At 74.3% G+C, this 25,209-nt stretch carries 26 protein-coding genes; 13 read left to right on the top strand and 13 right to left on the bottom strand.

Going from position 1 to position 25,209, the window contains the following annotated elements:
• Positions 1-5 precede the first annotated feature (5 nt).
• Positions 6-1,487 (top strand): FAD-dependent oxidoreductase, encoded by a 1,482-nt coding sequence (locus WCD58_RS07090; protein ID WP_337701028.1) that lies wholly within the window; start codon positions 6-8, stop codon positions 1,485-1,487.
• A gap of 46 nt (positions 1,488-1,533) precedes the next feature.
• Here WCD58_RS07090 and WCD58_RS07085 read toward each other — a convergent pair whose 3' ends face one another.
• The 3 genes from WCD58_RS07085 to WCD58_RS07075 are packed head-to-tail and all read right to left on the bottom strand — an operon-like array spanning position 1,534 to position 3,196.
• The gene (locus WCD58_RS07085; RefSeq protein WP_337701026.1) at positions 1,534-2,085 is read right to left on the bottom strand and encodes a hypothetical protein; all 552 of its coding nucleotides are present in this window, start codon (positions 2,083-2,085) and stop codon (positions 1,534-1,536) included.
• Positions 2,085-2,438, bottom strand: a complete 354-nt coding sequence (locus tag WCD58_RS07080) for a DUF4873 domain-containing protein (RefSeq protein ID WP_337701024.1) — start codon at positions 2,436-2,438, stop codon at positions 2,085-2,087. Before WCD58_RS07080 ends, WCD58_RS07085 begins: the two co-directional genes overlap by 1 nt.
• Positions 2,435-3,196, bottom strand: coding sequence for a TetR family transcriptional regulator (locus WCD58_RS07075; protein WP_337701023.1), 762 nt, complete (start codon positions 3,194-3,196; stop codon positions 2,435-2,437). The genes WCD58_RS07080 and WCD58_RS07075 overlap by 4 nt, the downstream gene beginning before the upstream one ends.
• Positions 3,197-3,303: 107 nt before the next feature.
• On the opposite strand from WCD58_RS07075, the gene WCD58_RS07070 reads away from it, so the two are divergent.
• The 4 genes from WCD58_RS07070 (at position 3,304) to WCD58_RS07055 (ending at position 7,215) form a co-directional block, all read left to right on the top strand.
• Positions 3,304-4,218, top strand: a complete 915-nt coding sequence (locus tag WCD58_RS07070; RefSeq protein ID WP_337701021.1) for an AurF N-oxygenase family protein — start codon at positions 3,304-3,306, stop codon at positions 4,216-4,218.
• 14 nt (positions 4,219-4,232) lie between these two features.
• The gene (locus tag WCD58_RS07065; RefSeq protein WP_337701019.1) at positions 4,233-5,213 is read left to right on the top strand and encodes an alpha/beta fold hydrolase; all 981 of its coding nucleotides are present in this window, start codon (positions 4,233-4,235) and stop codon (positions 5,211-5,213) included.
• Entirely contained in the window at positions 5,200-6,750 is a 1,551-nt protein-coding gene (locus tag WCD58_RS07060; protein ID WP_337701017.1) for a flavin-containing monooxygenase, read from the top strand. Before WCD58_RS07065 ends, WCD58_RS07060 begins: the two co-directional genes overlap by 14 nt.
• A gap of 162 nt (positions 6,751-6,912) precedes the next feature.
• The gene (locus tag WCD58_RS07055; RefSeq protein ID WP_337701015.1) at positions 6,913-7,215 is read left to right on the top strand and encodes an NUDIX domain-containing protein; all 303 of its coding nucleotides are present in this window, start codon (positions 6,913-6,915) and stop codon (positions 7,213-7,215) included.
• On the opposite strand, the gene WCD58_RS07050 is transcribed toward WCD58_RS07055, so the two are convergent.
• The gene (locus WCD58_RS07050) at positions 7,146-8,024 is read right to left on the bottom strand and encodes an acyl-CoA thioesterase (RefSeq protein ID WP_337701013.1); all 879 of its coding nucleotides are present in this window, start codon (positions 8,022-8,024) and stop codon (positions 7,146-7,148) included. The genes WCD58_RS07055 and WCD58_RS07050 overlap by 70 nt on opposite strands.
• A gap of 440 nt (positions 8,025-8,464) precedes the next feature.
• Between WCD58_RS07050 and WCD58_RS07045 the strand changes: the two genes are divergently transcribed.
• The 3 genes from WCD58_RS07045 (at position 8,465) to WCD58_RS07035 (ending at position 9,860) form a co-directional block, all read left to right on the top strand.
• Positions 8,465-8,800: a hypothetical protein gene (locus tag WCD58_RS07045; RefSeq protein ID WP_337701011.1), complete on the top strand. Its 336-nt coding sequence runs from the start codon at positions 8,465-8,467 to the stop codon at positions 8,798-8,800.
• A gap of 117 nt (positions 8,801-8,917) precedes the next feature.
• Entirely contained in the window at positions 8,918-9,352 is a 435-nt protein-coding gene (locus tag WCD58_RS07040) for a hypothetical protein (protein WP_337701009.1), read from the top strand.
• Between the two features lie 217 nt (positions 9,353-9,569).
• Complete coding sequence (locus WCD58_RS07035; RefSeq protein WP_337701007.1) at positions 9,570-9,860, top strand: hypothetical protein; 291 nt, start codon at positions 9,570-9,572, stop codon at positions 9,858-9,860.
• Positions 9,861-9,925: 65 nt separating this feature from the next.
• On the opposite strand, the gene WCD58_RS07030 is transcribed toward WCD58_RS07035, so the two are convergent.
• From WCD58_RS07030 to WCD58_RS07020, 3 genes are all read right to left on the bottom strand, one after another.
• Positions 9,926-11,926 (bottom strand): MFS transporter, encoded by a 2,001-nt coding sequence (locus tag WCD58_RS07030; protein ID WP_337701005.1) that lies wholly within the window; start codon positions 11,924-11,926, stop codon positions 9,926-9,928.
• On the bottom strand, positions 11,923-12,366 hold the full coding sequence (locus WCD58_RS07025; RefSeq protein WP_337701003.1) for a MarR family winged helix-turn-helix transcriptional regulator: 444 nt from the start codon (positions 12,364-12,366) through the stop codon (positions 11,923-11,925). Before WCD58_RS07025 ends, WCD58_RS07030 begins: the two co-directional genes overlap by 4 nt.
• 67 nt (positions 12,367-12,433) lie before the next feature.
• On the bottom strand, positions 12,434-13,150 hold the full coding sequence (locus WCD58_RS07020) for a hypothetical protein (protein ID WP_337701001.1): 717 nt from the start codon (positions 13,148-13,150) through the stop codon (positions 12,434-12,436).
• A gap of 252 nt (positions 13,151-13,402) precedes the next feature.
• Here WCD58_RS07020 and WCD58_RS07015 point away from each other — a divergent pair, with 252 nt between their 5' ends.
• Positions 13,403-14,878, top strand: a complete 1,476-nt coding sequence (locus WCD58_RS07015) for a WS/DGAT/MGAT family O-acyltransferase (protein ID WP_337700999.1) — start codon at positions 13,403-13,405, stop codon at positions 14,876-14,878.
• Complete coding sequence (locus WCD58_RS07010) at positions 14,875-15,639, top strand: class I SAM-dependent methyltransferase (protein WP_337700997.1); 765 nt, start codon at positions 14,875-14,877, stop codon at positions 15,637-15,639. The genes WCD58_RS07015 and WCD58_RS07010 overlap by 4 nt, the downstream gene beginning before the upstream one ends.
• Here WCD58_RS07010 and WCD58_RS07005 read toward each other — a convergent pair.
• The 3 genes from WCD58_RS07005 to WCD58_RS06995 form a co-directional block, all read right to left on the bottom strand.
• Entirely contained in the window at positions 15,587-16,255 is a 669-nt protein-coding gene (locus WCD58_RS07005; RefSeq protein WP_337700995.1) for a phosphatase PAP2 family protein, read from the bottom strand. The genes WCD58_RS07010 and WCD58_RS07005 overlap by 53 nt on opposite strands.
• Before the next feature lie 129 nt (positions 16,256-16,384).
• Positions 16,385-17,026, bottom strand: coding sequence for a sortase domain-containing protein (locus WCD58_RS07000; RefSeq protein ID WP_337700993.1), 642 nt, complete (start codon positions 17,024-17,026; stop codon positions 16,385-16,387).
• Between the two features lie 5 nt (positions 17,027-17,031).
• Positions 17,032-18,264 carry a GVDTG sorting domain-containing protein gene (locus tag WCD58_RS06995; protein WP_337700991.1) on the bottom strand — a complete coding sequence of 411 codons (1,233 nt, stop codon included), beginning with the start codon at positions 18,262-18,264 and terminating at the stop codon, positions 17,032-17,034.
• 509 nt (positions 18,265-18,773) lie between these two features.
• Here WCD58_RS06995 and WCD58_RS06990 point away from each other — a divergent pair.
• From WCD58_RS06990 to WCD58_RS06980, 3 genes are all read left to right on the top strand, one after another.
• Positions 18,774-19,391, top strand: coding sequence for a hypothetical protein (locus WCD58_RS06990; RefSeq protein ID WP_337700989.1), 618 nt, complete (start codon positions 18,774-18,776; stop codon positions 19,389-19,391).
• A 1-nt stretch (position 19,392) separates the two neighbouring features.
• On the top strand, positions 19,393-20,058 hold the full coding sequence (locus WCD58_RS06985) for a class F sortase (protein ID WP_337700987.1): 666 nt from the start codon (positions 19,393-19,395) through the stop codon (positions 20,056-20,058).
• Between the two features lie 74 nt (positions 20,059-20,132).
• On the top strand, positions 20,133-20,747 hold the full coding sequence (locus WCD58_RS06980) for a sortase domain-containing protein (RefSeq protein ID WP_337700985.1): 615 nt from the start codon (positions 20,133-20,135) through the stop codon (positions 20,745-20,747).
• Here WCD58_RS06980 and WCD58_RS06975 read toward each other — a convergent pair.
• From WCD58_RS06975 to WCD58_RS06965, 3 genes are all read right to left on the bottom strand, one after another.
• Complete coding sequence (locus tag WCD58_RS06975; protein WP_337700982.1) at positions 20,744-21,475, bottom strand: dienelactone hydrolase family protein; 732 nt, start codon at positions 21,473-21,475, stop codon at positions 20,744-20,746. The two genes, WCD58_RS06980 and WCD58_RS06975, sit on opposite strands and share 4 nt — an antisense overlap.
• Before the next feature lie 258 nt (positions 21,476-21,733).
• On the bottom strand, positions 21,734-23,803 hold the full coding sequence (locus WCD58_RS06970; protein ID WP_337700981.1) for an ArnT family glycosyltransferase: 2,070 nt from the start codon (positions 23,801-23,803) through the stop codon (positions 21,734-21,736).
• A gap of 74 nt (positions 23,804-23,877) precedes the next feature.
• A complete protein-coding gene (locus WCD58_RS06965) occupies positions 23,878-25,140 on the bottom strand; it encodes a bifunctional glycosyltransferase family 2/GtrA family protein (RefSeq protein WP_337700979.1) in 1,263 nt (420 codons plus the stop codon).
• Between the last annotated feature and the right edge of the window lie 69 nt (positions 25,141-25,209).

Here is a 25,209-nt window from a genome sequence, read left to right as displayed (position 1 = left end):
CCGCCATGCCGTACGCGATCACCCAGCTGTGCTGCACCGACGCCTCGTGCGTGGCGGCCTGCCCGGTCAACTGCATCCACCCCACGCCCGACGAGCCCGACTTCGGGACGACGGACATGCTCTACGTCGACCCGCGGACCTGCATCGACTGCGGGGCCTGCGCCGAGGCGTGTCCCGTGGACGCGGTGTTCCCGGTCGAGGAGCTGACCGGCCCGCTCGCCGACTACCCGGCGATCAACGCCGAGCACTTCGCCGGCACCGAGCCCGCCGCGCCCGACGAGGGCTCGCCGCTGTTCCACGCGTGGGGCCCGGTGCGGTTCGACCGGGTGCTGCCGGCCGACTTCCCCGAGCTCGACGTCGCGGTGGTCGGCAGCGGGCCGGCCGGGATGTACACGGTGCAGGACCTGCTGCTGCACACCACGGCGCGCGTGACGCTCTACGACCGGCTTCCGGTCACCGGCGGCCTCGTGGCGTTCGGGGTCGCGCCCGACCACCTCGACACCAAGCGCATCGGCGACTCGTTCGCCCGCTACCTCGACCACCACCGCCTGCGGCTGCGCCTCGGCACCGAGGTCGGCCGCGACGTGGACGCCGACGAGCTGGCGGCGCGCCACGACGCCGTCGTCTACGCGGTGGGCGCGCCGACGTCGCGCGCGCTGGACGTGCCCGGCGAGGAGCTGGCGGGTCACCTGCCCTCGACCACCGTGGTCGGCTGGTACAACGGCCACCCCGAGATCGGCGCCGACGCCGTGCCGACGGACGCCGAGCGCGCCGTGGTCGTGGGCACCGGCAACGTCGCGCTCGACATCGCCCGCATCCTCGCCGCCGACCCGGACCGCCTGGCCGGCTCGGCGATCGCCCCCGGCGCGCTGGAGCGCCTGCGGGCGGGCCGGCTGCGCGAGGTGACGCTGCTCGGGCGCCGTGGCCCGGAGCACGCCGCCTGGACCCGGGGCGAGCTGCTCGCGCTGCTGCGCCGCGACGACCTCGAGGTGGTCGTCGACGACGGCGACCCGCGCACGGGCGAGGCGATCGACGCGGCGGGACCCCGGGAGCACGCGGCGCTGCTGCAGGGCGTGCCGCGGCTGTCCGGCGTCTCCGGGTCCGACGGCCGGCGACGCGTCGTCCTGCGCTTCCACGCCCCCGTCGAGGCCCTGCTCGGCGACGACCACGTCACGGGCGTGCGCGCCGGCGGCACCGATCTGCCCGCCGGGCTCGTCGTGCGCGCCATCGGCCACCGCGGCCGGCCCACCCCCGGCCTGCCCTTCGACGAGGCCACGGGCACGGTGCCGAACGACGCAGGCCGCGTGGACGGCCACCCCGGCACCTACGTCGTCGGGTGGATCAAGCGCGGGCCCGGCGGCGGCATCGGCCGCAACCGCCGCGACGCCGCCGAGACCGTGGCCTCGCTGATCGAGGACGGGAAGGACCACGTCATCGGCGCCCACCCCCGCCGCCGACGCTTCCTGCGCCGCCTGACCCGTATGTGAGTGCTTTCCGGCCCTATAGGGCCGGAAAGCACTCACGATGGGACGGTCAGGCCACCGCGATCCGGCACTCGGCGGCGGCCTCGGGCGTCGCGAGCACCGTGGAGACGTAGACGCCGACGTGGTGGCGGATCTCGGCGTCGAGGTCGCCGAGGCGGCGCAGGAACACCCCGCCGACTCCGCGCGTGCGGATGTCGGCGTCGATGTCCTCGGGCCGCACCGGGTCGACGTCGATCTCCACCGCGCCGACCGTCGCCCGCCCGGCGAGCCCGACGCGCACCTGGAGGTCGACCTCCGCCGGGATGCGGCGGGATCCGATCTCGACGGTGACGTCGAGGGACACCGGGATGCACACGACCACGCGCGTCACCCCGTCGCGCCAGGCCCGCAACCGGCCCACCGAGCCGGTCGCCGACGCCGTCGCCATGTCGTGCGGGCCGGCCGGGACCGGGCCGAACGTCACCGTGGGGCCGATGAGGCCGGCGACGACGTCGACGGCGCGCTTCGGGTTGGCGATCGCCAGCACCGTGTCGAGGTCGAGCCCGTGCGCCGCGGCCTCCCGCTCCGCGACCTCGCGCCCCTCCTCGTCGAGGGCCGCCATCAGCCGGCCGTCTCGAGCTCGCCCGCGAACTCGACCGCGAACGGCGGCCTCGACGTGCCCGCGAGCCGGTAGCGGCCCCACGGGTCGACGTCGGAGAGCTCGCCGTCGGCCGCGCCGACCGGCGTGACGACCCGCGCCGGCCGCTTCCGGCCGCCCAGCGCGGCGTCCAGCTCGGCGTGCGCCGCGACGCGCCCGTACCAGTGGTACCGGCCGTCGAGGGGCTCGAAGTGTCCGACGAGGGTGATCGCGACGGCGTACTCGGCGTCGTCGACCGTCAGGGTCGCCGGGCCGGTGTAGCCGTCCTCGTCGTGATCGTGGTCGTGATCGTGCTCGGGTGCTGCCGCCGGCGTCATCGCTCCGGGCTCCTCACTGCTCGATCGGTACTCGTGCTGCCGTCCCCCGCTCGCAGCTGGACCACCTTGTTGATCTCGAGCGGGACGTTGGGGTCGATCGTGACGCCCTGCTGGCGGGCGAAGCCGTCGATGGCCGCCCAGACCAGCATCGTCAGGTACTCGGTGACGCTCTCGCGGCTCATCGACTGCCGCTCGAGCCACCACTCCGCGGTGTTCTGGACGAAGCCGACGACGCCGTAGGCCCACGGCTCGGCGGGCCCGGAGTCGAGCCCGAAGGCGCGCAGGTAGTCGCCGAGCATCGCGGACAGCGCCGTCGCGATGATCTCCTTGTCCTCGCGGACGACGTCGGGGCCGCGGCCGTCGATCGGGGTGTGGCGGGCGAGGACCCAGTACAGGTTGGGGTAGTCGTCCAGCGTCCCGAAGAAGGCGTCGATCGACTTGCGGATGCGCGGGAGCGGCGCCTCCTCGCTGTTCAGCGCGGGGATCAGGCGGTCGAGGAGGATCTCCGTCGCCCGCTCGCCCATCGCCTCGACGAGGTCGGCCTTGTCGGAGAAGTGGCGGTAGAGCACCGGCTTGGTGACGCCGGCCTCGACCGCGACCTGCTCGATGCCGAAGTCCGGCCCGACGTCGGCGAGCACGCGCATCGCGGCCTCGACGAACTCCGCGCGGCGCTGCGCCCGGTGCTTCTCCCAGCGGGTGCGACGCCCGTCACGCGACGGGGGGCCTCCGGGGCGGTTCGGCTTGACATCGTCCGGCACGGGTCCGCACGCTACCACTGGTTACAGTTACCAGCGGTAAGACGTACACCAGGTGCGGGTTACCTCGTGTACGGCACACAGTAGCGGCAGCGGGAGGACACCCAGCGATGAGCGCGCCCACGGCGGAGAAGCAGCACCCCGACCGCCATGCAACGGCCGAGCGTCTCCTCAAGTCGTCCGCGAAGAAGTCCTACGACCCGTCCGTCGACATCGACTGGGACGCCCCGCTGCCGGCCGACAAGATCTGGGTGCCGGAGCACCGGGTGTCGCTCTACGGCACCGAGCTCTGGGAGCGGATGACGCCCGAGCAGCGCGTCGAGCTGGGCAAGCACGAGGCGTGCAGCGTCGCCTCGGTCGGCCTGTGGTTCGAGGTCCTGCTCATGCAGCGCCTGCTCAAGGACTTCTACGCCGAGGACCCGACGACGCCGCGGGCGCAGTACGCGCTCACCGAGGTCGCCGACGAGTGCCGGCACTCCCAGATGTTCGCGCGCATGGTGCACACCGCAGGCGTCGAGCCGTACGGCCCGCAGGAGAAGATTCGCCAGCTCGGCAAGCTGTTCTCGCTGGTCAGCTGGGGCCCCGCGGCCTACGGTGCGATCCTCGTCGCCGAGGAGGTGCTCGACCGCCTGCAGCGCGAGCAGGCGAACGACGAGCGCATCCAGCCGCTGATGCGCCAGGTCAACCGCATCCACATCATGGAGGAGGCGCGCCACGTCTCCTTCGCCCGCGACGAGGTCACCCGCGGGATGGCGACGCTCTCGCGCGCCGAGAAGGCCTACCAGCGCTTCATCATCGCCTACATCTCGATGTTCGTGGTGCGCAGCCTGATCAACCCGAAGGTCTACGAGGCCGTCGGCATCGATCCGGCGGTGGGCCGCCGCGCCGCACTGGGCAACCCGAACCACCGCGAGATGATCCGCTGGGCCGGGGAAAAGATCATGCCGTTCCTCGACGAGGCCGGTCTCGTCGGCCGCCCGGGCATGACCTGGTGGCGCCGGTCGTTCCTGCTGGGGGAGAGCTGAGGAAGGGGTCCGCCGTGGCGGAGCAGGTCGATCGGTTCACGACACCCGACGGGACGCGACTGCGCGTCGCCGAGTCCGGCGACGGGCCCGGCCCGACGCTCGTGCTGGTGCACGGGTGGTCGCAGGACCTGCGGACCTGGGACCGGGTGCTCGACGACCTGCGCCGCGCGGGCGTGACGTCGCGGGTGATCCGCTACGACCACCGCGGCCACGGCGGCTCGGACAACGCCCCCGAGGGCACCGCGACCATCGGCACCGCCGCCGACGACCTCGCCGCGCTCCTGCGCGAGCGCGTCCCGGACGGCCCGATCGTGCTCGCCGGCCACTCCATGGGCGGCATGTCGGTCATGGCGCTGGCCGAGCGCCACCCCGAGCTGGTCGCCGAGCGCGTCGCCGGGGTCGCGTTCGTCGCCACCGCGAGCGACGACATGGACCGCCTCGACCTCGGCCTGCCGGGGCGGCGCGGTCAGCTCGTCGCCCGCGGCGAGCACGTGCTCATCCCGTTGACCGCGCGGCTCGGCCACCGGGCGCCGGCCGGGGAGATCGGCGACGTCGGGCGCGCGGGCAGTGCCCGACCGCGGGCCCGGGCGACGGCGCTGTCCGGGGTGATCCGCGCGCTCGTCTTCGGCCGCAGGCCCCGTCGGGCCGACGTCCTCTCGGTCGCCGAGCAGGCGCTCGCGGCGCACCCGCCGAGCGTCGCGGCGTTCCGCCTGTCGATCGGCGAGCACCGGCGCCGTGAGTCCCTCGCCGCGCTGCGCGGGACGCCGACCGTCGTCCTCGTCGGCGACCACGACCGGCTCTGCCCGCAGCGCCACGCGCGCGCGATCGCGTCGTCGCTGCCCGACGCACGGATCGTGCTGCTGCCCGGCGCCGGCCACATGATCAATCTGGAGCGGGCGGACGAGGTCGCGGCGCACGTCGCCGGCCTGCTCGCCGTGCCCGCGTCGCTCACCGAGGTGATCCCGCAGGAGGAGGCCGCCCGTGCCGGGGCGTGAACGGGTGCACGAGGTCGTCGTCGTCGGCTCCGGGTTCGCCGGGCTCGGGCAGCTGCTCGCGCTGCGCAAGGCCGGGATCACCGACGTCGTGCTGCTCGAGAAGGCCGACTCGCTCGGCGGCACCTGGCGCGACAACACCTATCCCGGCTGCGCGTGCGACATCCCGTCGCACATGTACTCGCTCTCGACCGACCCGAACCCCGGCTGGTCGCGCTCGTACTCGCCGCAGCCGGAGATCCGCGACTACCTCGAGCGGGTCGCCGACGACCACGACCTGCGCGGACATCTGCGCTTCGGCCAGGAGATGACCGGCGCGACGTGGGACGAGGAGCGGCGCACCTGGACCGTGCACACCCGCGGCGGGCGCGAGTGGACCGCGCGGTTCCTCGTCTCCGGGGTCGGCGCGCTGCACCTGCCGAAGACCCCGGACCTGCCCGGCGCCGCGTCGTTCGCCGGCCCGTCGTTCCACTCCGCGCGGTGGGACCACGACGTGGACCTGCGCGGCAAGAAGGTCGCGGTGATCGGCACCGGGGCCAGCGCGATCCAGTTCGTCCCGCAGATCGCCGGGGTCGCCGCGCAGGTGCAGCTCTACCAGCGCACGCCGGCGTGGGTGCTGCCCAAGGGCGACAAGCCGCTGTCGTCGCGGCGCCGCGCGTTCCTCACCCGCCACCCGAGGGCGCACCGCGCCTACCGCGCGGCGGTGTACGCGGCGCTCGAGTCGCGGGCGGTCGGGTTCAACACGAATCCGGCGCTGCTGCGGCCCGCGGAGTGGCTGGCGACCCAGCACATCAAGGCGTCGATCGACGACCCGGTCCTCGTCGCGAAGCTGACCCCCGACTACTCGATCGGGTGCAAGCGGATCCTCGTCTCCAACGACTACTACCCCGCGCTCGCGCGCCCCGACGTCGAGGTCATCACGGGCGGGGTGCGCGAGGTCCGCGGCTCGTCGATCGTCGACGGCGACGGGGTGGAGCGGGACGTCGACGTGATCGTCTACGGCACCGGGTTCCACGTCACCGACGCCTTCGACGGTCTCGAGATCACCGGCCGGGGCGGGCGCACGCTGCGCGAGAACTGGGCCGCCGGAGGCATGGCGACGCACCTGGGGATGACGGTCACCGACTTCCCCAACCTGTTCTTCCTGCTCGGGCCCAACACGGGGCTCGGGCACAACTCGGTCGTGTTCATGATCGAGTGCCAGACGCGCTACGTGGCGCAGGCGATCGCGACCGTGCACGAGACCGGGATGGGCGGGCTCGACGTGCGCGCCGAGGTGCAGCAGCGCTCCAACGCCGCGGTGCAGCGGCGCCTGGACAAGGGCATCTGGACGCGCGGCGGGTGCACGAGCTGGTACCTGGACGCGGCGGGCGTGAACCGGACGATCTGGCCGGGCTTCACGGTGCGGTACTGGTGGGAGACGCGGCGGTTCGACCCGACCGACTTCGAGTTCTTCGGACGGGCGGCGGACGCGGCAGAAGCCTCCGCACCGGCCGGCGACGACCGCTCCGTCACCCCGGAGCCCGTCCCCGTCGGCTGAGGTATCGAGGCACGGGGTGTCCCAGCGTGGGGGCCACGCTGACGTCAGACGTCAGGAAAGCCCCCACGATCTTCTGCGGCTCGAGCTGGTGGAAGAACTGGCGTTCAGCGTCAGCATGGCCGCCACGCTGAGACACCCGGCGCGCCCCTAGGGTCGCGAGGCGTGCCCTATCCGCCGCCCGGCGCCGCCCGTCCGCTGGTCGCCGCCGCGGCGGTGTTCCGCGACGACGACGGGCGGGTGCTGCTCGTCCACCCTGTCTACAAGCCGGGCTGGGAGCTGCCCGGCGGCATCGTGGAGGCCGGCGAGTCGCCGGCCGTCGCGTGCCCCGCCGCTCGCCCGGCGCGTCGGCAGCACCGCCGCCGGCGACGGCCCGTACCTCGAGCACGGGCTGGCGGTCAGCCCCGACGCTGCCGGATGAGCCCTTCCTGCACCACGGAAGCGACGAGCACGCCGTCCCGGGTGTAGAAGCGCCCGCTCGCGAACCCGCGCCCGGCCCCGGCGCTCGGTGACTCCTGCACGTAGAGCAGCCACTCGTCGGCACGGAACGGGCGGTGGAACCAGACGGCGTGGTCGAGGCTCGCCAGGCTGACCTCGCCGGACGCCGCGCCGCCGACCACGTGCGGGAAGACCGCCGCCTCCAGCAGGGTCAGGTCGCTGGCGTAGGTCAGGACGCACACGTGCAGCAGGCGCGCGGCGGCCGAGGAGGGGTCGGGGAGCTCGCCGTCGGCGCGGACCCAGACGCGGTTGCAGGGGTCGCGGTCCTCGGTCTCGTCCCAGGGCGAGTGGTCGACGTAGCGGACGTCCAGCGGCCAGGTCAGCCGCCGCCCCGTGGTGGTGTGCGCCGGCCGGTCGCCCGGCACCGGCGCCATGTCGCGGCGCCGGAACCCGTCCGGCCCGGGCGTCGCGGGCATCGGCGCCTGGTGCTCGACGCCCTCCTCCGCGCGCTGGAACGACGCGGACATCGTGAAGATCGTTTCGCCGTGCTGGACCGCCGTGACGCGGCGAGTGGTGAAGGAACGCCCGTCGCGGGTGCGGTCGACCTCGTACACGATCGGGGCGAACGGGTCGCCGGGCCGCAGGAAGTACCCGTGGAGCGAGTGCACGTCGCGGTCCTCGTCGACGGTGCGGCCCGCGGCCACCATCGCCTGCCCGGCCACCTGGCCCCCGAAGACGCGCAGCAGCGACTCCCTGGGGCTGCGACCTCGGAAGATGTCGCGCTCGATGCGCTCGAGGTCGAGCACGTCGTCGACGAGCTCCCGCAGCGCCTGACCCACGTCGCCCTCCCTCTCCGGCCCGGAACCGGGACATCGTCGCGCACGTCCGGCCCAACGCGTGCGCGGGCGGACCGTCACCCCCCGCGAGCGTGGTCGTCGCTACATCGCGCCCCCCGTTCGAGGGTCGTGATCGGATTCCTCCTCGACGGCGGGAGCAACCGTTGGGCCGTCCGGGTTTGAGGCACACCCCGTTCGGGGCACGGTCACACTGCGCGGTTCGGCCTCAGTGGACACCCACTGTCACCGAATCTGGCCGTTTCGAATCTCTGCGTAACCGCGCCGTGACCCCCTCGTTGAGACCTGCGACGTCACCCCCGGGGCCGATTCAGCCCGGGTGGTGGCAGCTCGGGGACACACCGTCCGCAGTCCTTGCCCGCCGCAGCGGGCGGACCCATCCGGTGGTCCCGCTCCCCCGACAGAGCACATCCCGAGGAGTTCATGTGATCAAGAAGCTGGGTGTCGTGACGGTCGGCGTGGCCGCCGGCCTGATGGTTGCCGCGCCGTTCGCCTCCGCCACCGAGGGCGGGCACGGCCACGACGGCGACCACAAGAGCTCCGGCTCCTGCAACATCAACGGCGGCAACGCCCAGGCCAACGGCGGCGTCGACGGTGACGCCCTCGTCGCGGACGCCCTGGCCCAGGCCCCGGTGGGCGCGAACGCGCTCAACCTGGTCTGCAGCCAGGTCCTGAACGACAACCTCAGCGGCAACACCCTCGACGTCAGCATCGGCGACGGCCTCGGCCTGCCGCTCGAGCTCCCCGGGCTGCCCACCTGAGCTAGTCCCTGACCACGGCGGGCCGCCGACGAGGTGGCCCGCCGTCGGCGGTGGCCGATCCGTCGGGACCGCCTCGCACTGACACAGCAGTACTGACTCACCCTCTGGGAGAAGCGCGTGTTCAAGAAGGTCGGCATGGTCACCGTGGGCATCACGGCAGGTCTGCTCGCGGCGGCGCCGCTCGCGTCGGCCGGCGAGGCCCCGCACGACGGTCACGGCCACAGCCACGGTGACCACCACGGCAAGAAGAAGCACGGCGGCGACGACTGCAACATCAACGGCGGCAACGCCGAGGCCAACGGCGGGATCGGTGGCGACGCCGCCGCCAACGCCCTGGCGCAGGCCCCGGTCGGCAGCAACATCGGCAACATCGTCTGCAGCGACATCCTCAACGACAACCTCAGCGGCAACAACCTCTCGGTCAGCATCCTGGGTGCTGACGACGACGAGGAGGAGGAGGCCACCACGGCTTCCGCGGCCGGCGAGGGCGCCGGTGAGGGTGCGGGCACGGACGCCGACGGCGCGCTCTCGCAGGAGACCTTCGCGCTCTGAGCGTCCTGACGCGCTGAACGTCATGACGGCCCGGCCATCCGATCGGTGGCCGGGCCGTCGTGTTTCCGCAGGTCGGACACCCGATCGGGGGCGATCCCCCGGCATCGGGTCACAAGAACATCACAAGCTCGTTGGGCCGTTCGAGGCGTCGTGCCGCGCTCCTCGCAGTCCCGGCGGCACCGCTCGCACCATCCCCCGACATCCCCTGGAGTTCCTCGTGCTGAAGAAGCTGGGCCTCGTCACGGTCGGCGTCTCCGCCGCGCTCGTGGCCGCCGCGCCGCTCGCGTCCGCCCATGAGTCGTCCGGCGGCGACTGCAACCTCGACTCGGAGCACGGCGACTACGGCGTCGAGCGCTGCAGCACCGTCGGCGAGGGCAACGGCCAGGGCAACGTCCTCAACGGCACCGAGCTGCCCGTGCCGGACGCGCCCGCGCTCCCCGAGCTGCCCAACCTGGGCGAGATCCTCGGCCAGCTCCCGGACCTGTCGAACGTGCCGATCCAAGTCTGAGCCGACCACGACGACGGGCCCGGTCCACCGCACGGTGGGCCGGGCCCGTTTTCGTGTGTCCGGGGTCAGCGCCCGACGGGCTCCGGGGCGCCCGCCGCGGCCAGCACGACGTCGTGCACGACCTCGCCGTCCAGCGCCACCGGGACGACGGTGGGCTCGGCGTGCCCGTGGACGTCGTCGCGGCCCCGCGCGAGCAGCAGCCCCGTGCCCGGACGGGCCCGGTCCACGTCGAGCCGGTAGCTCCCGTCCTCGCCGGCCTCGGCGCGACCGAGCTGGTGGCCGTCGGGGTCGATGAGGGTGACGACGGCGCGCCGCGGCCGCCCCTCGCCGTCCCGCACCCGCCCGCGCACCGAGGGCCCCGCCGTGTCAGCGGCGTGGCGCCGCTGACGTCCAGTGTCCGTATCGCCACGTCGATCACCGGGCTCGGCGCCGTCCGGCACGACGAGGATCGGGCAGGGACCGTTCGTCCAGAGCGCGCGGTCGGCGCTCGGCGAGGCCAGCGCCGCGAGCGCGCCACCCCGCGGGCGCCCCACCACGACCGCCCGCGCGTCGAGGCGCCGGGCCACCGCCACGAGCTCGCCGCCCACGTCGTCGTGGCTCCCGGCCGGCGCGAGGGTCTCGGTGGTCACCGACGCGCCCGCGCCGAGCGCCGCGCGCGCCGCCGCCACGGACCGGTCGAGACCCGACCCGCCGTCGGCGTCCGAGGCCGCCGCCGCGTCGACCACCGCGCTCTCGGGCACGTGCACGACGACCAGCGGGGCGTCGAGCAGCTTCGCGAACCGCCCGCCCGCCGCCGCGACCGCCGCGGCGTGCGGCGCGCCGTCGACGGCGACGAGGACGGGGCGCGCCGCGGGCTCGTCCGACGACGACCGCTCCGAGGACACCGACTCCTCGCCCGTCTCCACCCGCCGCAGCAGCCGGTGGGCGGTGGCGAGGACCAGGATGCCGACGGCGACCACGGCCGCGCCGACCCAGAACGGCGTGTCCGGCAGGAACGCCTCGGCGAGCAGGCCCGCGATCCACGGCGCGAGCCCGCCGCCGAGGAACCGCACGAAGCTGTAGGACGCCGACGCGACGGGGCGCTCCACCGGCGCCACCGACATGACGGCCTGCGTGACCAGGGTGTTGTTCAGCCCGATCATCGCCCCGGCGACGATCACGGCGCCGATGACGACGCCCGGGGTGTCGTTCCAGTAGGCGATGACGGCGAGGTCGACGGCGAGCAGCCCGAGCACGAAGTACAGCACCCGGACCGTGCCGAACCGCCGCTCGAGCGCCGGTGCCACGAACACCGCGAAGATCGCGACGAGTACGCCCCACGCGGTGAAGACGGCGCCGAGCTGCAGCTCGTCGAGCCCGCCCATCGAGTACGGCGAGTACGCGAGCAGCGTGAAGAAGCCCCAGTTGTAGGCGAAGGCGGTCAGCGCGATCGTCGCGAGGCTGCGGTGGCGCAGTGCCGTGATCGGGTCGAGCAGGCTGATCTTCTTCGCGGGTCTCGGGGTCTTGTCGAGCAGCACCAGCGTCGCGATCAGCGCGATCGCCATGAGCACGGCGACACCGAAGAACGGGGCGCGCCAGCTCACCGACCCGAGCAGGCCGCCGACCAGCGGCCCGAGCGCGATCCCGACGCCCAGCGCGGTCTCGTAGAGGATGATCGCGCCCGCGAAGCCGCCGCTGGCCGACGCGACGATCACCGCCAGTGAGGTCGCGATGAACAGCGCGTTCCCCAGCCCCCAGCCGGCCCGGAAGCCGACGATCTCGCCGATCGAGCCGGAGGCCCCGGCGAGCGCGGCGAACACGACGATGATCGTGAGGCCGGTGAGCAGCGTGGCCTTGGCGCCGATGCGGCTGGAGACCCAGCCGGTCACGAGCATCATCACCGCGGTGATCAACAGGTAGCTGGTGAACAGCAGCGAGACCTGGGCCGGTGACGCCTGCAGCTGCGTCGCCAGGGCGGGCAGGATCGGGTCGACCAGGCCGATGCCCATGAAGCTGATGACGCAGGCGAAGGCCACCGCCCAGACGGCCTTCGGCTGACGGAACGGGCTGGCGGTTGCGGTGCTCACGACTCTCCTCGAGAGGGGTCGGTCAGGGTCAGGCGGGACAGTGCGCCGGCGGCGGCCTCGACGGCGGCCCGGTCCTCGGGGCCGAGGTGGTCGAGCAGCGCGGCGAGCCGCGTGGCCCGCCGGGTACGGCGGCTCAGGAGCACCTCGCGGCCCGCGTCGGTCAGCGTGACGATCACGGCACGCCGGTCGGTGGGGTCGTCGCCGCGGGTGGCCAGGCCGTCGCGCTCGAGCCGGGTGACCAGCGCGGTCATGCTCGGCTGCGTGACGCCCTCGCGGACCGCGAGGTCGGAGAGCCGCTGCGGACCGCCGCGGTCGAGCGTCGCGAGCGTCGACGCCGTGGTCAGGCTGAGCTCACGGTCGGCGGTGGAGCGGATCGCCCACGCCGCGAAGGCGTCGAGCGCGGCAGCGGTCGCCAGGCGCGCGTCGGTCGGTGCGGTCACCAGACCGTTGTATCACCTAACTATATTCCTGGTCGATGTGACGGCCCGCGCACCGGGCCGCGGCGCGTCAGGAGTCGAAGGAGAGCACGGACGGCGACGACTCCCCGAACGAGAGCAGCGACGTCGTCGTCTTCCCGAGGCCGTTGACGACGCCGCCCACGCCGCCGACCACGCCCCCGAGCAGGCCACCGGACCCACCCGAGCCACCGGACCCACCAGAACCACCCGAGCCACCGGAACCGCCCGAGCCACCGGAGTTCCCGGACCCCCCGGAGCTGCCCGAGCCGCCACCCGAGCCCCCACCCGAGCCACTCGCACCGCCGCCGTCGTCCGCGGCCGCGGTCCCACCGCCGCCGCCACCCCCGGACGAGCGCGTCCCGGTCGCGCGGGCGGCCGTGCCGCGGGCCGGGGCGTCGTCGGCGGCGCTCACGCGGGCGGCGCGACGGACCGGGGCCGCGTCGCCACCGCCGCCGGAGCGGACGCCGCCGATCGTGCCGCCGGGGGTGCGCTGGTCGGCCGTGACGGAGCCGCCGGTCGCCGCGAGGTCGAGCACCTGCACGGGGGCGGGCGCGACGCCCGGGCCGAGCGGTAGGGAGGCCGGCGGTGCCGCGGCGAGGCCGCCGCTCCCGGCGCCGGCGTTCGGGGGCTCCAGCGAGGCGTCGGAGCTCACGGGGCTCATGACCACGGACCCGATGCCGATCGCGCCGACGGTGGCGACCAGCGGGAGCGCGCCGAGCGCGACCCGAGCGCGCGGCGAGGACGCCGCCATCTGGTGCCTGCCCATGCGTGGCTCTCCGTCCGTTCGTCCCGGCCGATCAGTCCGGCCACGGAGTACACCACCGATCGAGTGAGCACTCCTCCGGAACGCTCAACGGATGTGACGGCAGGAGGTTACGGACACCGGCCATACGAGCTTGAGTCCATCGATGAGGTGAACGCGGGATCGTCCGGCTGCGGCGCGGTCGGCTGGCCGTGTCGACGGTCCGGCCCCAGACTGAGCCGTCGTCACGACGGCGTCGGCGAGGAGGCCACTGAAGTGAAGCAGCTGTCGGGCCTGGACTCGGTGTTCCTGGACGCCGAGGACGAGCACCAGTTCACCCACGTCAGCCAGCTGCTGATCCTCGATCGGCCGGACGGCGACTTCGAGCCCTACCCGGCGTGGCGCCGTCAGCTCGCCGACCGCATCCACCAGCTCGAGCCGCTGCGTCGGCGTCTGGTGCCGGTGCCGTTCGGCCTCGACCACCCGTACTGGATCGCCGACCCCGACTTCGACCTCGACTTCCACGTCCGCCACAGCGCGGTGCCGCCGCCCGGCGGGGACGCGGAGCTGGACGAGCTGGTCGGCCGGCTCGTCGCGGCGCCGATGGACCGCGACCACCCGCTGTGGGTCTCGCACGTCATCGAGGGCCTCGACGGCGACCGCTTCGCGATCCTCACGATGATCCACCACAGCGCGGTCGACGGGGCGGCGGGCGCGGAGCTGCTCGAGCTGATGCTCGAGGACACCCCGGACGCCGAGCGTCCCGCGCAGGCGGGGCGGTGGCGCGGCGAGAACCCGCCGTCGACCACCGAGGTGCTCGCCCGCGCCGCGGTCAACGGCGTCCGGCGGCCCGGCCGCGGGCTGCTCCTCGCCGCCCGCGCCGGACAGAAGCTGGCCCGCGCGACCCGCAACCCGGCGGTGATCGACCTCGCCGACACGGTCCGCGGCACCCTGCGCGGGCCGCTGGGCTCGCTGCTCAACGCCGGGCGCGCCCGCGAGGAGGACGACCGCCTGCCCCGGCTGCCGCCGCTGACGTCGCCGCCGACGCCGTTCAACCACCCGATCAGCCGGTACCGGCGCTTCGCCCACCGGTCGGTGCCGTTGGCCGAGGTCAAGGCGCTGGGCAAGGAGGTCGGCGCGACGATCAACGACGTCGTCGTGGCGCTGGTCGGCGGTGGTCTGCGGCGGTGGCTGCTCGACCGCGGCGAGCTGCCCGAGCAGCCGCTCACGGCGATGGTCCCCGTGTCGCTGCGCAGCGGCGACGAGGAGGAGCGCTGGACCAACCGCGTCTCCGGCACGATCGCGGCGCTGCCGACCGACGTCGACGGCCCGCTCGAGCGGGTGCGCGCCGCGCACGAGGCGCTGGACCTCGCCAAGCAGGTGTTCAAGGCGCTGCCCGGGGAGCTCACCCCGGAGGCCGCCGGGCTGGGCGCGCCCCTGATGACCACGGCGATCAGCCGCGCGGTGACCCGCTGGTCGACCGTCGGGCCCGCGCCGTTCAACCTCATCGTCTCCAACGTCCCGGGACCGACCGAGCCGCTCTACGTCGGCCCCGCCCCGATGACGCACTACGTGCCGGTGTCGGCGGTCGCGGACGGCGTGGGCCTCAACGTCACCGTCCAGAGCTACGTCGACCAGCTGGATGTCGGGCTGCTGGCGTGCGCCGAGCTCATGCCGGACCTGGACGACCTCGCCGACGCGATCATCGCCGAGTTCGCGGCGCTGCGGTCGGCGGTCGAGGCGAGCGCGTGACCGCTGCCGAGCGCCTCGCCCCGCTGCTCGACGTGCCCCTGCCCGACGACCCCGCGGCACCGTGGTTCGACCTCGTCGAGGGTCGGCCGGGGTCGCGCGGGCGCATCCAGGACCTGTGGGAGTCCGGGGGCGGCGCCGGGTTCTACGACCGGCTCGTCGGCGCGGGCGACCGCGTCCGCGACCACGTCCCGAACCTCGCGTTCGGCGGGCTGTTCCGCGACTTCTACGGCGTCGTGCACCGCCTCGACCTGGTCGGCGGCGAGACCGTGCTCGACCTCGCCTGCGGGCCCGGCACGCTCACGCGCCACCTCGCCGACGCCGTCGGGCCGGACGGGCTCGTGATCGGCGCGGACCTCTCCCCCGCGATGCTGACCCGCGCCGCGCGGGCGGTCACGGCGCCGAACACGGTGTTCGTGCGCGCCGACGCGATGGCGCTCCCGCTGCACGACGCGTGCCTCGACGCGGTCTGCTGCTCGTTGCTCCTGCAGCTCGTCCCGGACCTCGACACCGCGCTCGCCCAGATCCGGCGGGTCCTGCGCCCCGGCGGACGTCTCGCCGTCGCCGTGCCCGCCCACGGCCGTGGACCCTTCCGGGTGCTCACCGAGGTGCTGGCGCGCGGGGGTCAGGCGCGGCTGTTCCGCCGCGGGGAGCTCGCCGACGCGCTCGTCCGGCACGGGTTCGTGCGGGTGGGGACGCGGTGGGACTCGGTCATGCAGGTCGTGGACGCGGTCGCGCCCGGAGCAGCGCCCCCGCGAGGGTGACGACGCCGCCGGTCGCGGCGACGACACCGACCGCGGCGAGGACGTCGCTGGGCCGGTGCCAGCCGGCGACCATCGTGGCGACGCCGGCGATCCCCGTGACGGCGACGGCGACCAGGCCGGCGAGCGGCCGCAGCGCGCGGGGCACCACGAGCACGAGCGCCAGGCCGAGCGAGGCCACCAGCGTGACGTGCCCGCTCGGCAGCGAGTTGCCCTCCAGCGACTCGGGGCGCACGAGACCCGCCTTGAGCACCTGGGTCACCAGCTGGGCGCCGAGCACCAGCGCCACCACCCCCAGCGCGCGGTCACCGCGGCCGCGGGCCAGCGCCACACCGGCCAGCACGATCACCGCGAGCGCGACCGTCGGGATGCCGACGAGCTCGAGGACGTCGAGCCCCTCGCCGCGCAGCCCCACGCCCGTGGCCGCGTCCATGACGGCGTCGTCGAACGCCCGGCCGGTCGGGTCGAGCACGGCGAGGACGTAGGAGCCGATCACGGTGGCGGTCCCGAGGACGATCGCGAGCACGGCGGCGACCCGTCCCCCCGACCCGGTGCGCCGCGGCGGCGCGTCGAGGAGCGGGACCGTGGGCTCCGTCTGCGCGGCCGCGAGGGGGATCATGCGCTCCACGCTGCGCGCGGGCGGTGTGGCCGGCCTGACGGGTGGCTGTGGGGAGGCTGAGAACCCCGGACACGACGACGGCCGGACCCCGCTGGTGCGGGGCCCGGCCGTCCTCGGATGCCGGGAGACCTACGCGCGGTAGGCCTCCACGGCGTGGCCGTACACGACGACGTTGTCCTCGTAGCTGCGCACGTCGCTGTCGAACTCGCCGCCGCAGGTGATCAGCCGCAGCTCCGGGCCCGTCGTCGGGCCGTAGACCTGGACCGTCGGGAACGCGTTCTTCGAGACGGTGTCGACCCGGTCGACCGCGTAGACGACGGTGACGCCGTCGGTGCGCTCGACCACGACCTGGTCGCCGGCCGCGACGTCGGCGAGACGGGCGAACCCGCCGTCGACGCCGTGGTAGTTCACGTGCGAGGCGTAGACGGCCGGCCCGGTCTCGCCGGGGGCCGCGCCGCCGCGGTAGTGGCCGACCGTCGTGGCGTCCTGCGGGACCTCCAGCCGGCGGTCCTCCGTCTGCCCCAGCTCGGTGAGCTGGCGGGTGTCGACGCCGATCGAGGGGATCCGCAGGTTCGCGGTCCCGGCGGCGTCGAGCGGCATCGCGACCTCCGTGCGCCCGGCCGGCAGCTCGGCGGCTGCCGGGCCGGTGCGCTGGGAGAGGTCACCGGAGAGGTAGGCCGCCACCGCGAGCAGGGCGAGGACGACGAGGACACCGATGGTCGCGCGGGTGGCGGTGCTCGTGCCGGGCTTCTTGTCGTTCGTGACGGCCATGGTGATCAGCCCTGCTTCGCGTAGCGGCGGACGAGGACCAGGCCGGTGGCGCCGAGGCCACCCAGCGCACCCGCGGCGAGAGCGATCTCGGCGGGCGAGGCACCGGTGGAGGTGCTGCCGTCACCGGTCGAGACGCCGCCCTCGGGGTAGCTCACGTACTCGACCTCGTCGTCGTGGGCGTTCCACTCGCAGGCCTCGCCGTCGTCGTCACGGTCGAGACGGAAGGGGTCGGAGCGGTCCCAGTCGAGGATGGCGTTGGCCTCGTCGTAGGTCAGCTCGTCGCAGTCGACGTCGTAGCGGTGGGTCCAGTAGGCGCCCCACCACTCGTTCGTGACGTTCCAGTTGACGATGTTGATCGTGGTGTTGTGCTCGACGATCGTCGGGCAGAGGTGCTTCAGCACGTCACGCAGGTGCTCGAGGCAGACGTCGACATCGGTCGTCTCCAGACCGTGGCAGAGACCCTGCAGCTGTCCGCTGATGTTCGCGAGGACGGCCTGGTCGGTGCCGGCGGGGAACTCGAGCTTCGAGATCGCGTTCAGGCAGGCGTCGTTGACGTTCTCGAACTCACCGTTCGCGTCGGGCTGCGGGATCACGGCGGGCAGACCCGGGAGCGTGATCGGGTTCGCGCCGGCCTCGGGGACGATCGCGTCGATCTCCTTCTGGAGGTCCGGGACGACGTTCGCGACGTCCTCGGCCTTCGGAGCCGGGGCCGGGTTCGGCTGCGCGGTGTCGCCCTCCGGCGCCTTGTTGTCCTGGCCGGCGTTCGGGTCGACGACCGCGTCGTCGTTGCCCTGCTGGTCGGTGGGGTTCGCACCGACCAGCGTGTCGTCGGCGCCCTGCTGGCCGCCGGTCTGCTGGCCGCCCGTCTGCTCGCCGCCGGTCTGCTGGCCGCCGCCGGGCTGCTCGCCGCCGCCGCCGGTGACATCCGGGGTCGATCCACCCGGGGAGACCACGGGGCTCGACGGCGTGACGGCCGGGGTGCCGGAGTCACCCGAGCCCGCGTCGGAGGATCCGCCCGAGGTGTCCGATCCCGTGTCCTCGACGACCGCGGTCGAGCCCGAGCCGGTGCCGTCGTCGCAGACGCCGTCGACCCAGGTGTAGCCGAGCGTTTCGCACTCGGCCTCCGTCGTGGCGCTCGGCACCGGAGCCGCGAGAGCGAGGCCCGGAGCCATCACCGCCAGTCCCACGCAGCCGGCCAGCACGACCGCGGCGCTGCGGCTGCTCCGTCGACCCCTCATCGGTACTCCCCTTCGAGCGCTTGTGGCCGAGTGCGTTCGGCCGTTCGCTGCCCACGTCGCACGGAGAGTCACCGCCGTTACCGGCTCTTGGAGATCCCATGCCCGCAAGCCGAGAGACCACTCGAACGGTTGACGTGTCGCGCTCGCCGCGACCCGCGAGGACGCACCATGTTCCGTTATCGGGGCGTGACCTGGCAGAACGCGAGCCTCGTCGGTCGTCCTGCTCCGCACCACGAGGTCTCGAGCGGATCTCCGCGCTCCCGAGCAGCCCAGGGGCCGGCCACCTCATCGAGGGGAGCGTGATCACCCTGTGTCGTCGGCCGTCACCGGGCGCCGCAGTGCCGCCGCACGCGCGGCCTCGTTAGCGGTGCGTACCCCTTCGTGCGGTACGGCGTTAGGGCGATCGGGGGACGTCGCCGGTCGACGACCCCGGGACATCGGGCGAGCACGGATCGGGTCGGGACATGGCGAACGGGCGTCGACGCGTCGCAGGTGCGTTGGTCGGGCTGGTGGCGGCAGGCATGATCGGGACGGCGGGCGTCGCCGTGGCCGACGACGGCGACTCCGGTGGTGCCGGCGGCCTCGGCGACCTGATCAGCGGCATCGTCGACAGCGTCACCGGCCTCATCCCCGGAGGGGGTGACCTGCCCGAGCTCCCCGAGGTGCCCCTGCCGGGCGGCTCGACGACCACGACCACCCCGACGACGAGCTACTCCTCGCCGCCGTCGCACTCCTACGACCACCACGAGCACTACCACCCGTGGACCCCGCCGGCGGTCTACGGACCGGGCAGCCCGTACTACACCTACGTCGTGCCGGTCCGTCCCGCGAACCTGCTCAACTGCTGGGACTTCGCCGACACCGCCGACGCGCAGGCGGTGCTCGTCGCCGACCCGTCGGACCCGAACAACCTCGACGGCGACAACGACGGCCGGGCCTGCGACTGGGGTGTCGGCGGCCCGAGGGACTACCGGGGCCACCCGGTCGGTGGCGTCGCGGCGGGCGACGGGACCACCGACAGCCCGACCATCGGCCAGATCCTCGCCCTCTCCTTCCTGGGCATCGGCGCCGGCGCGGGGCTCGTGCGGAGCGGCCAGATGGTGGCCGCCCGGCGGGAGAACGCCTGACATGACGACCACGGAGACGCCCGGCGAGGACAAGGTCCGGCGCGGCGGCCTCGAGCGGATGACCGGCCGGCTGACCGCCCTGGTCCTCGCCGTGCTGGTCGTCGGCGTGCTCGTCGCCGTCGCCACCGGGGACGACGGCGAGGAGGGCCCGCGTGCCGTCTCGCTCCCGCCCGCGGAGCGGGTGTCCGTGGCCCTGCCACTGCCCCCCGCGCAGATCACCGGTGTCAGCGCGCCGTCGATCGGGCTCGCCGCCCAGGACACGACCAGCCTCGGCCTGCGCGACGACAACTCCCTCGACGTCCCGCGCAGCGCGTCCACGGTGGGCTGGTACGGCGACAGCGCCAGCCCCGGCACCGCGGGGGCCGCGGTGCTCGCGGCGCACGTGGACTTCCGCGGCGAGGAGGGCGCCTTCGCCCGCCTCGAGCAGCTGGCGCCGGGCGCCACCGTCGAGGTGCACCGCGACGACGACACCACCGCCGTCTTCACCGTCGACCGCGTCGACCGGGTCGCGAAGGACGCGTTCCCCACCGAGGCCGTCTACGGAGACGTCGCCGACAGCGAGCTCCGGCTGATCACGTGCGGCGGGGTGTTCAACGAGCGCACCCGCAGCTACGACGACAACATCATCGTCTTCGCGCGCCTCACCGAGGCGTACCGGCCGGTCTGACCGCCCGCCCGATCTCGCGGTCCCCCCGCGCGCCGACGTGAACTCGACGCGGTCCTCGGGGCATGCTCGATCGGGTGACCGGCCGCCTCACCGCCTTCGTCCTCGCCCTGCTGGCGATCGGCGTGCTCGTCGCGGTCGTCGGCGGCGAGAGCGACGCGGCCCCGCCGGCGCCGGCGCTCGCCCCCGGGCAGCGGGTGGCGGTGCCCGCGCCGCTCCCGCCCGCCGAGATCACCGGCGTCGACATCCCCTCGATCGGGCTGTCGACCGAGGACACCACCGACCTCGGCCTGCGCGCCGACAACTCCCTCGACGTCCCCCGCCGCGCCTCCACCGTGGGCTGGTACGAGGGCAGCGCGAGCCCCGGGGCGGTCGGCCCGGCGGTGCTCGCGGCGCACGTCAACCTGCGCGGGGACTACGGCGCCTTCGCCCGGATCGGGCTGATGAGCCCCGGTGAGACGGTCGCGGTGCACCGCGACGACGACACCACGGCCGTCTTCACCGTCGACCGCGTCGACCAGGTCGCGAAGAACGCCTTCCCCACCGACGCCGTCTACGCCCCCACCCCGGACAGCCAGATCCGCCTGATCACGTGCGGCGGCGTCTTCGACCACCGCATGATCACCTACGAGGACAACATCGTCGTGTACGGCCACCTCACCGAGGCCTACCGCGAGGGGCGGGCGGACTAGATCGTCAGGTGCCGGGCGAAGAACCGGTTGCCGTCGTCGCCCTCGAACGCCGGGACGCCGGTGTGCCCGCCGGTGTTGGCGTGCAGCGTCTTCTCCTCGGCGCCGAGGGCGTCGAACAGGTCCAGGGCCATCTGGCGGTCGTTGCCCTCGTCGTCCCACTGCAGCAGCACCAGCAGCGGGATCGTGACCCGGCGGGCCTCCTCGACGATGCTGCGCGGCACGTAGCTCCCGGCGAAGAGCAGGGCCGCGGCGAGGCGGGGCTCGACCACCGCCAGCCGCACGCCGACGGAGATGATCCCGCCCGCGAACCCGACCGGACCCCGGATCCCGGGCAGGGCCAGGAGGGCGTCGAGCGCGGCACGCCATTCCGGGACCGACTGCTCGACCAGCGGGATCACGAGACGCTCGACGACGTCGTCGTCGACCGGCCCTCCGGCCTGCACCGCCCGACGCAGGTCGGCGCGCGCCGACTCGGCGGCGGGCTGGCGTGGCCGGTCGCCGCTCCCGGGGAGCTCGATGGTGGCCGCGGCGAAGCCCTCCGCCACGGAGTGCCGGGCCCGTGCCGCCAGGCGCGGGTACATGCGCGGCAGCCCGCCGGGGTGGCCGAGCAGGATCAGCGGGGCGGGTGCGGGCGACGCCGGAGTCCAGAGGACGCCGGGGACATCGCCGAGGGTGAAGGTGCGTTCGAGGACCCCGTCGTCGAGGCGCTGTTCGCCGGTGAATCGCATGGTCGTGCCTTTCAGGAGCGCTGGTGGCGCTCCCGGACGACCCATCGCCCGACCGTGATCCCGGAGGGGAGCACCCACGTCGATACTGCGGTCACGGGTCCCACCTCCTCGTCCTCGCGCACGGCCGCCGGGACGCTAGCTCCGGTCGTCTCCGGTGCGCCACCGCGTTTCCCGTCGACAGGCGAAGGCCGCGCGAACTCGGGGGGAGAGTCCGCGCGGCCCTCGCGCGCACCGGCCGAGCCGGTCGTGTCGCAGCGCTCAGGAACGTGGAGCGCCCAGGTCGTACACGGTGCGCCCTCCGACGTCGATCGGCGTGAAGTTCGACTCGATCCAGGTACGGATCTCACCGCTCGTCCCCCGTGCGAACGAACCGCCGCCGCGACCGGTGTCCCCCGCCGGCGCACCCGGCATGCCGCCAGGGCCGCCGGCGCCGGGCCCGTCGCCCTCGACGTAGTACCGGACCTGTCCGGAGGCGACGTACGACTGGAACTCCGCGAGGGTGGGCGCCGGGTCGCTGCCCATGAAGCCGCCCATCGCCATCACCGGGACACCACTGTGGAGCTGCAGCGACGCCTGGTTCATGGCGCCGACCGTGGCCGCGGCCCAGCGGGTCCCGGCGCCCTGCAGGAGTGCGACGAGCTGGGGTGACGGCGTCTGCTCCTCGGGGCCGCGCATGCCGTCGCGGACGCGGTCGCCGTCGCGGCGGCCGTCCGGACCCGTGCTCCCGCCCGGGCCCGCGCTGACGATCGAGCCCTGGTGCGGGGTCACCACGGCCTGGGCGGCGAACGCCGTCGACCCGCCGAGCACGGCGACGAGCGCCGCCACGGCCCCGACCGTCGCCACCCGGCCCCAGCGTGCCGGCGGGACGAGCACCGCCACCGCGCCGAGCACGCCGACGACGAGCAGCACCCAGCGCGCCCACGGCAGCCAGTCGTGCTGCGTGAGGACCACCGCGCTCCACGCGGCCGTGCCCGCGACGACGACGGCGAGCACGATCCGCGACCACGGCTCGGCGCGGCGTCGCCACAGCACCGAGGCCCCGACCGCGGTCGTGATCGCGATCCCGGGTGCCATCGCCACCGTGTAGTAGGGGTGGATGATCCCGCTCATCGCGCTGAACACCAGCGCGTGCACGAGCGTCCAGGTCCCGCCGAGGATCAGCAGCGCGCGGGTGCGGTCGGTGCGCGGGGCCCGGCGCAGCGCCCAGAGCCCGGCGACCAGCAGCAGGAGCGCGGCCGGGAGCAGCCACGACGCCTGGCCCGAGAACTCGGCGGTGAACAGGCGCTGCACGCCCGGCGAGCCACCGAAGCCGCCGCCCATGCCCCCGCCCCCGGGAGGACCACCGGGAGGGCCACCGGCCGGCATGCCGCCCGCCGGCATCCCGGGCGCGCCACCGGGACCGCCCGGAGGTCCGCCGCCCTCGTTGCCCAGGATGCGGCCGAGCCCGTTGTAGCCGAGCGCGAGCTCGAGCAGCGAGTTGGTCGTCGACCCGCCGATGTAGGGCCGCGAGGACGCCGGCCAGAGCTCGACGAGCAGGACGTACCAGCCCGCCGAGACGACCATCGCGGCGCCGCCGGCGAGCAGGTCACCGATCCGTCGCCACGGCCGCGACGGTCCGGCCACCAGCACCGCGAGGGCCGGCGCCGGCACGACGAGCAGCACCTGCAGCTGCTTGGTCAGGAAGCCCAGCCCGACGAGCGCGCCGGTCGCGACCAGCCACCACGTGCCCGCACGCCGGCCGGCGGCGTCGATCGCGCGGGTCGTCGTGTAGGCCGCGGCGACCATGGTCAGCACGAGCATCGCGTCGGGGTTGTCGAACCGGAACATCAGCACCGCGACCGGCGTCGCCGCGAGCAGCGCCCCGGCGACCAGCGCCGTGCGCGGGCCCGACCAGCGCCGCACCGTGAGGTACACGAGGCCCACCGCGGCGACGCCCATGAGGGCCTGCGGCGCGAGCAGCGACCAGCTGCTGAAGCCGAAGATCCGCCCGGACAGCACCATGACCCACAGCGAGGCCGGCGGCTTGTCCACCGTGATCAGGCCGGGGGCGTCCAGCGCGCCGAAGAGCCAGGCCTTCGGGGACTGCGTGCCGGCCTGGACCGCGGCCGCGTAGAAGGAGTTCGCGTAGCCCGAGGCGCCGAGGTCCCAGAGATAGGCGACGGCGGTGGCGACGAGCAGCCCGAGCAGGGCGGGGCGCACCCAGCGCGGGTCCTCTGCCCGGCCGCGCCAGCACCGCCGGAGCCGCGAGTCGCCGGGGGCGGGGTGCGGCCGGTCGGTGGGGGCGCCCTCGACGTCGGGGTCCACGTCGGGGTCGGTCGCGGTGGTCATCGGTGCTCCGGGTTCATGATCGACGGAAGATTTCGGACGCTGGGTGTCAGCGACGCCACGTCGCTGACATCGGGTCACGCGCGCTGACGGCGCGGGTGGAAGACCCAGGCGCGGTAGGCGACGAAGCGCAGGAGGGTCGCGACGAGGTTGGCGACGACCAGGACCGCGAGCTCCACCGCGTGCGACGCCGCCGGCGCGAGGACGCCGAGCAGGGCGAGCGAGCCCGACGTCAGCGCCAGCCCGAGCCCGAACACCACGAGGCCCTCGACCTGGCTCCGGCCGGCGTGGCGGCGCCCGCGGATGCCGAAGGTCAGCCGGCGGTTCGCCGCGGTGTTCGCGACGGCGGTGATCACCAGGGCGAGCAGGTTCGACGGCTGGGGCCCGAGCACGCCCCGGAAGAGCGTGTAGAGCAGCAGGAACGCGAGCGTGGAGACCACGCCGATCGCGGCGAAGCGCACCATCTGCCCGGTGAGGCCCGGGGTCACGCCGGCCATCTCGTCGGGCGACGGCTCCGCGGCGAGCGGCTCACGGCCGAACTCCGCCCGCAGCCGCGCCACCGGCAGCGCGCCGGTCGCCAGCGCGTGCCCGACGCGGGCCACGCCCTTGAGGTCCGCGATCGCCGTCGACACCACGTCCACGCGCGAGTCGGGGTCGTCGACCCAGTCGACCGGCACCTCGTGGATCCGCAGCCCCGACCGCTCGGCGAGCACCAGCAGCTCGGTGTCGAAGAACCAGCCGGTGTCCTCGACCAGCGGCAGCAGCCGCTGCGCCACGTCGGCGCGGATCGCCTTGAACCCGCACTGCGCGTCGGAGAACCGCGCGCGCAGCGTCCCGCGCAGCAGCACGTTGTAGCAGCGCGAGATCACCTCCCGCTTCACCCCGCGCACGACCCGCGAGGCCGGCGCGAGCCGCGAGCCGATCGCGAGGTCCGAGTGCCCGGAGATCAGCGGGGCGACCAGCGGGAGCAGGGCGTTGAGGTCGGTCGAGAGGTCGACGTCCATGTACGCGAGCACCGGCGCGTCCGACGCCGACCACACCGTGCGCAGCGCCCGCCCGCGGCCCTTCTCGTCGAGGTGCACGACGGCGACCTCGGCGAACTCCTCGGCCAGCGCCTCGGCGACGGCCAGGGTGGTGTCGGTGCTGGCGTTGTCGGCGACGGTGATCCGGAACGGGTAGGGGAAGTCGTCGGTCAGGTGCCGGTGCAGCGCCCGGACCGACGGGGCGAGGTCGCGCTCCTCGTCGAACACGGGGACGACGACGTCGAGCACGGCGCCGCCCGTCGCCTCGACGGGTTCGCGCGCGGCGGAAGGGGAGCGGAGCGGGGTCGCTGCGGTCATGATCGCAGCGTCGGAGCCGATCGTGGACGGGTCGTGTGCCGAACCTGTGGCCGCGCTGTGCCCGTCCAC

The sequence above is a fragment of the Actinomycetospora flava genome (assembly GCF_037400335.1).
Taxonomy (GTDB): domain Bacteria; phylum Actinomycetota; class Actinomycetes; order Mycobacteriales; family Pseudonocardiaceae; genus Actinomycetospora; species Actinomycetospora flava.
This window is presented reverse-complemented; position numbering and strand designations above follow the sequence as displayed.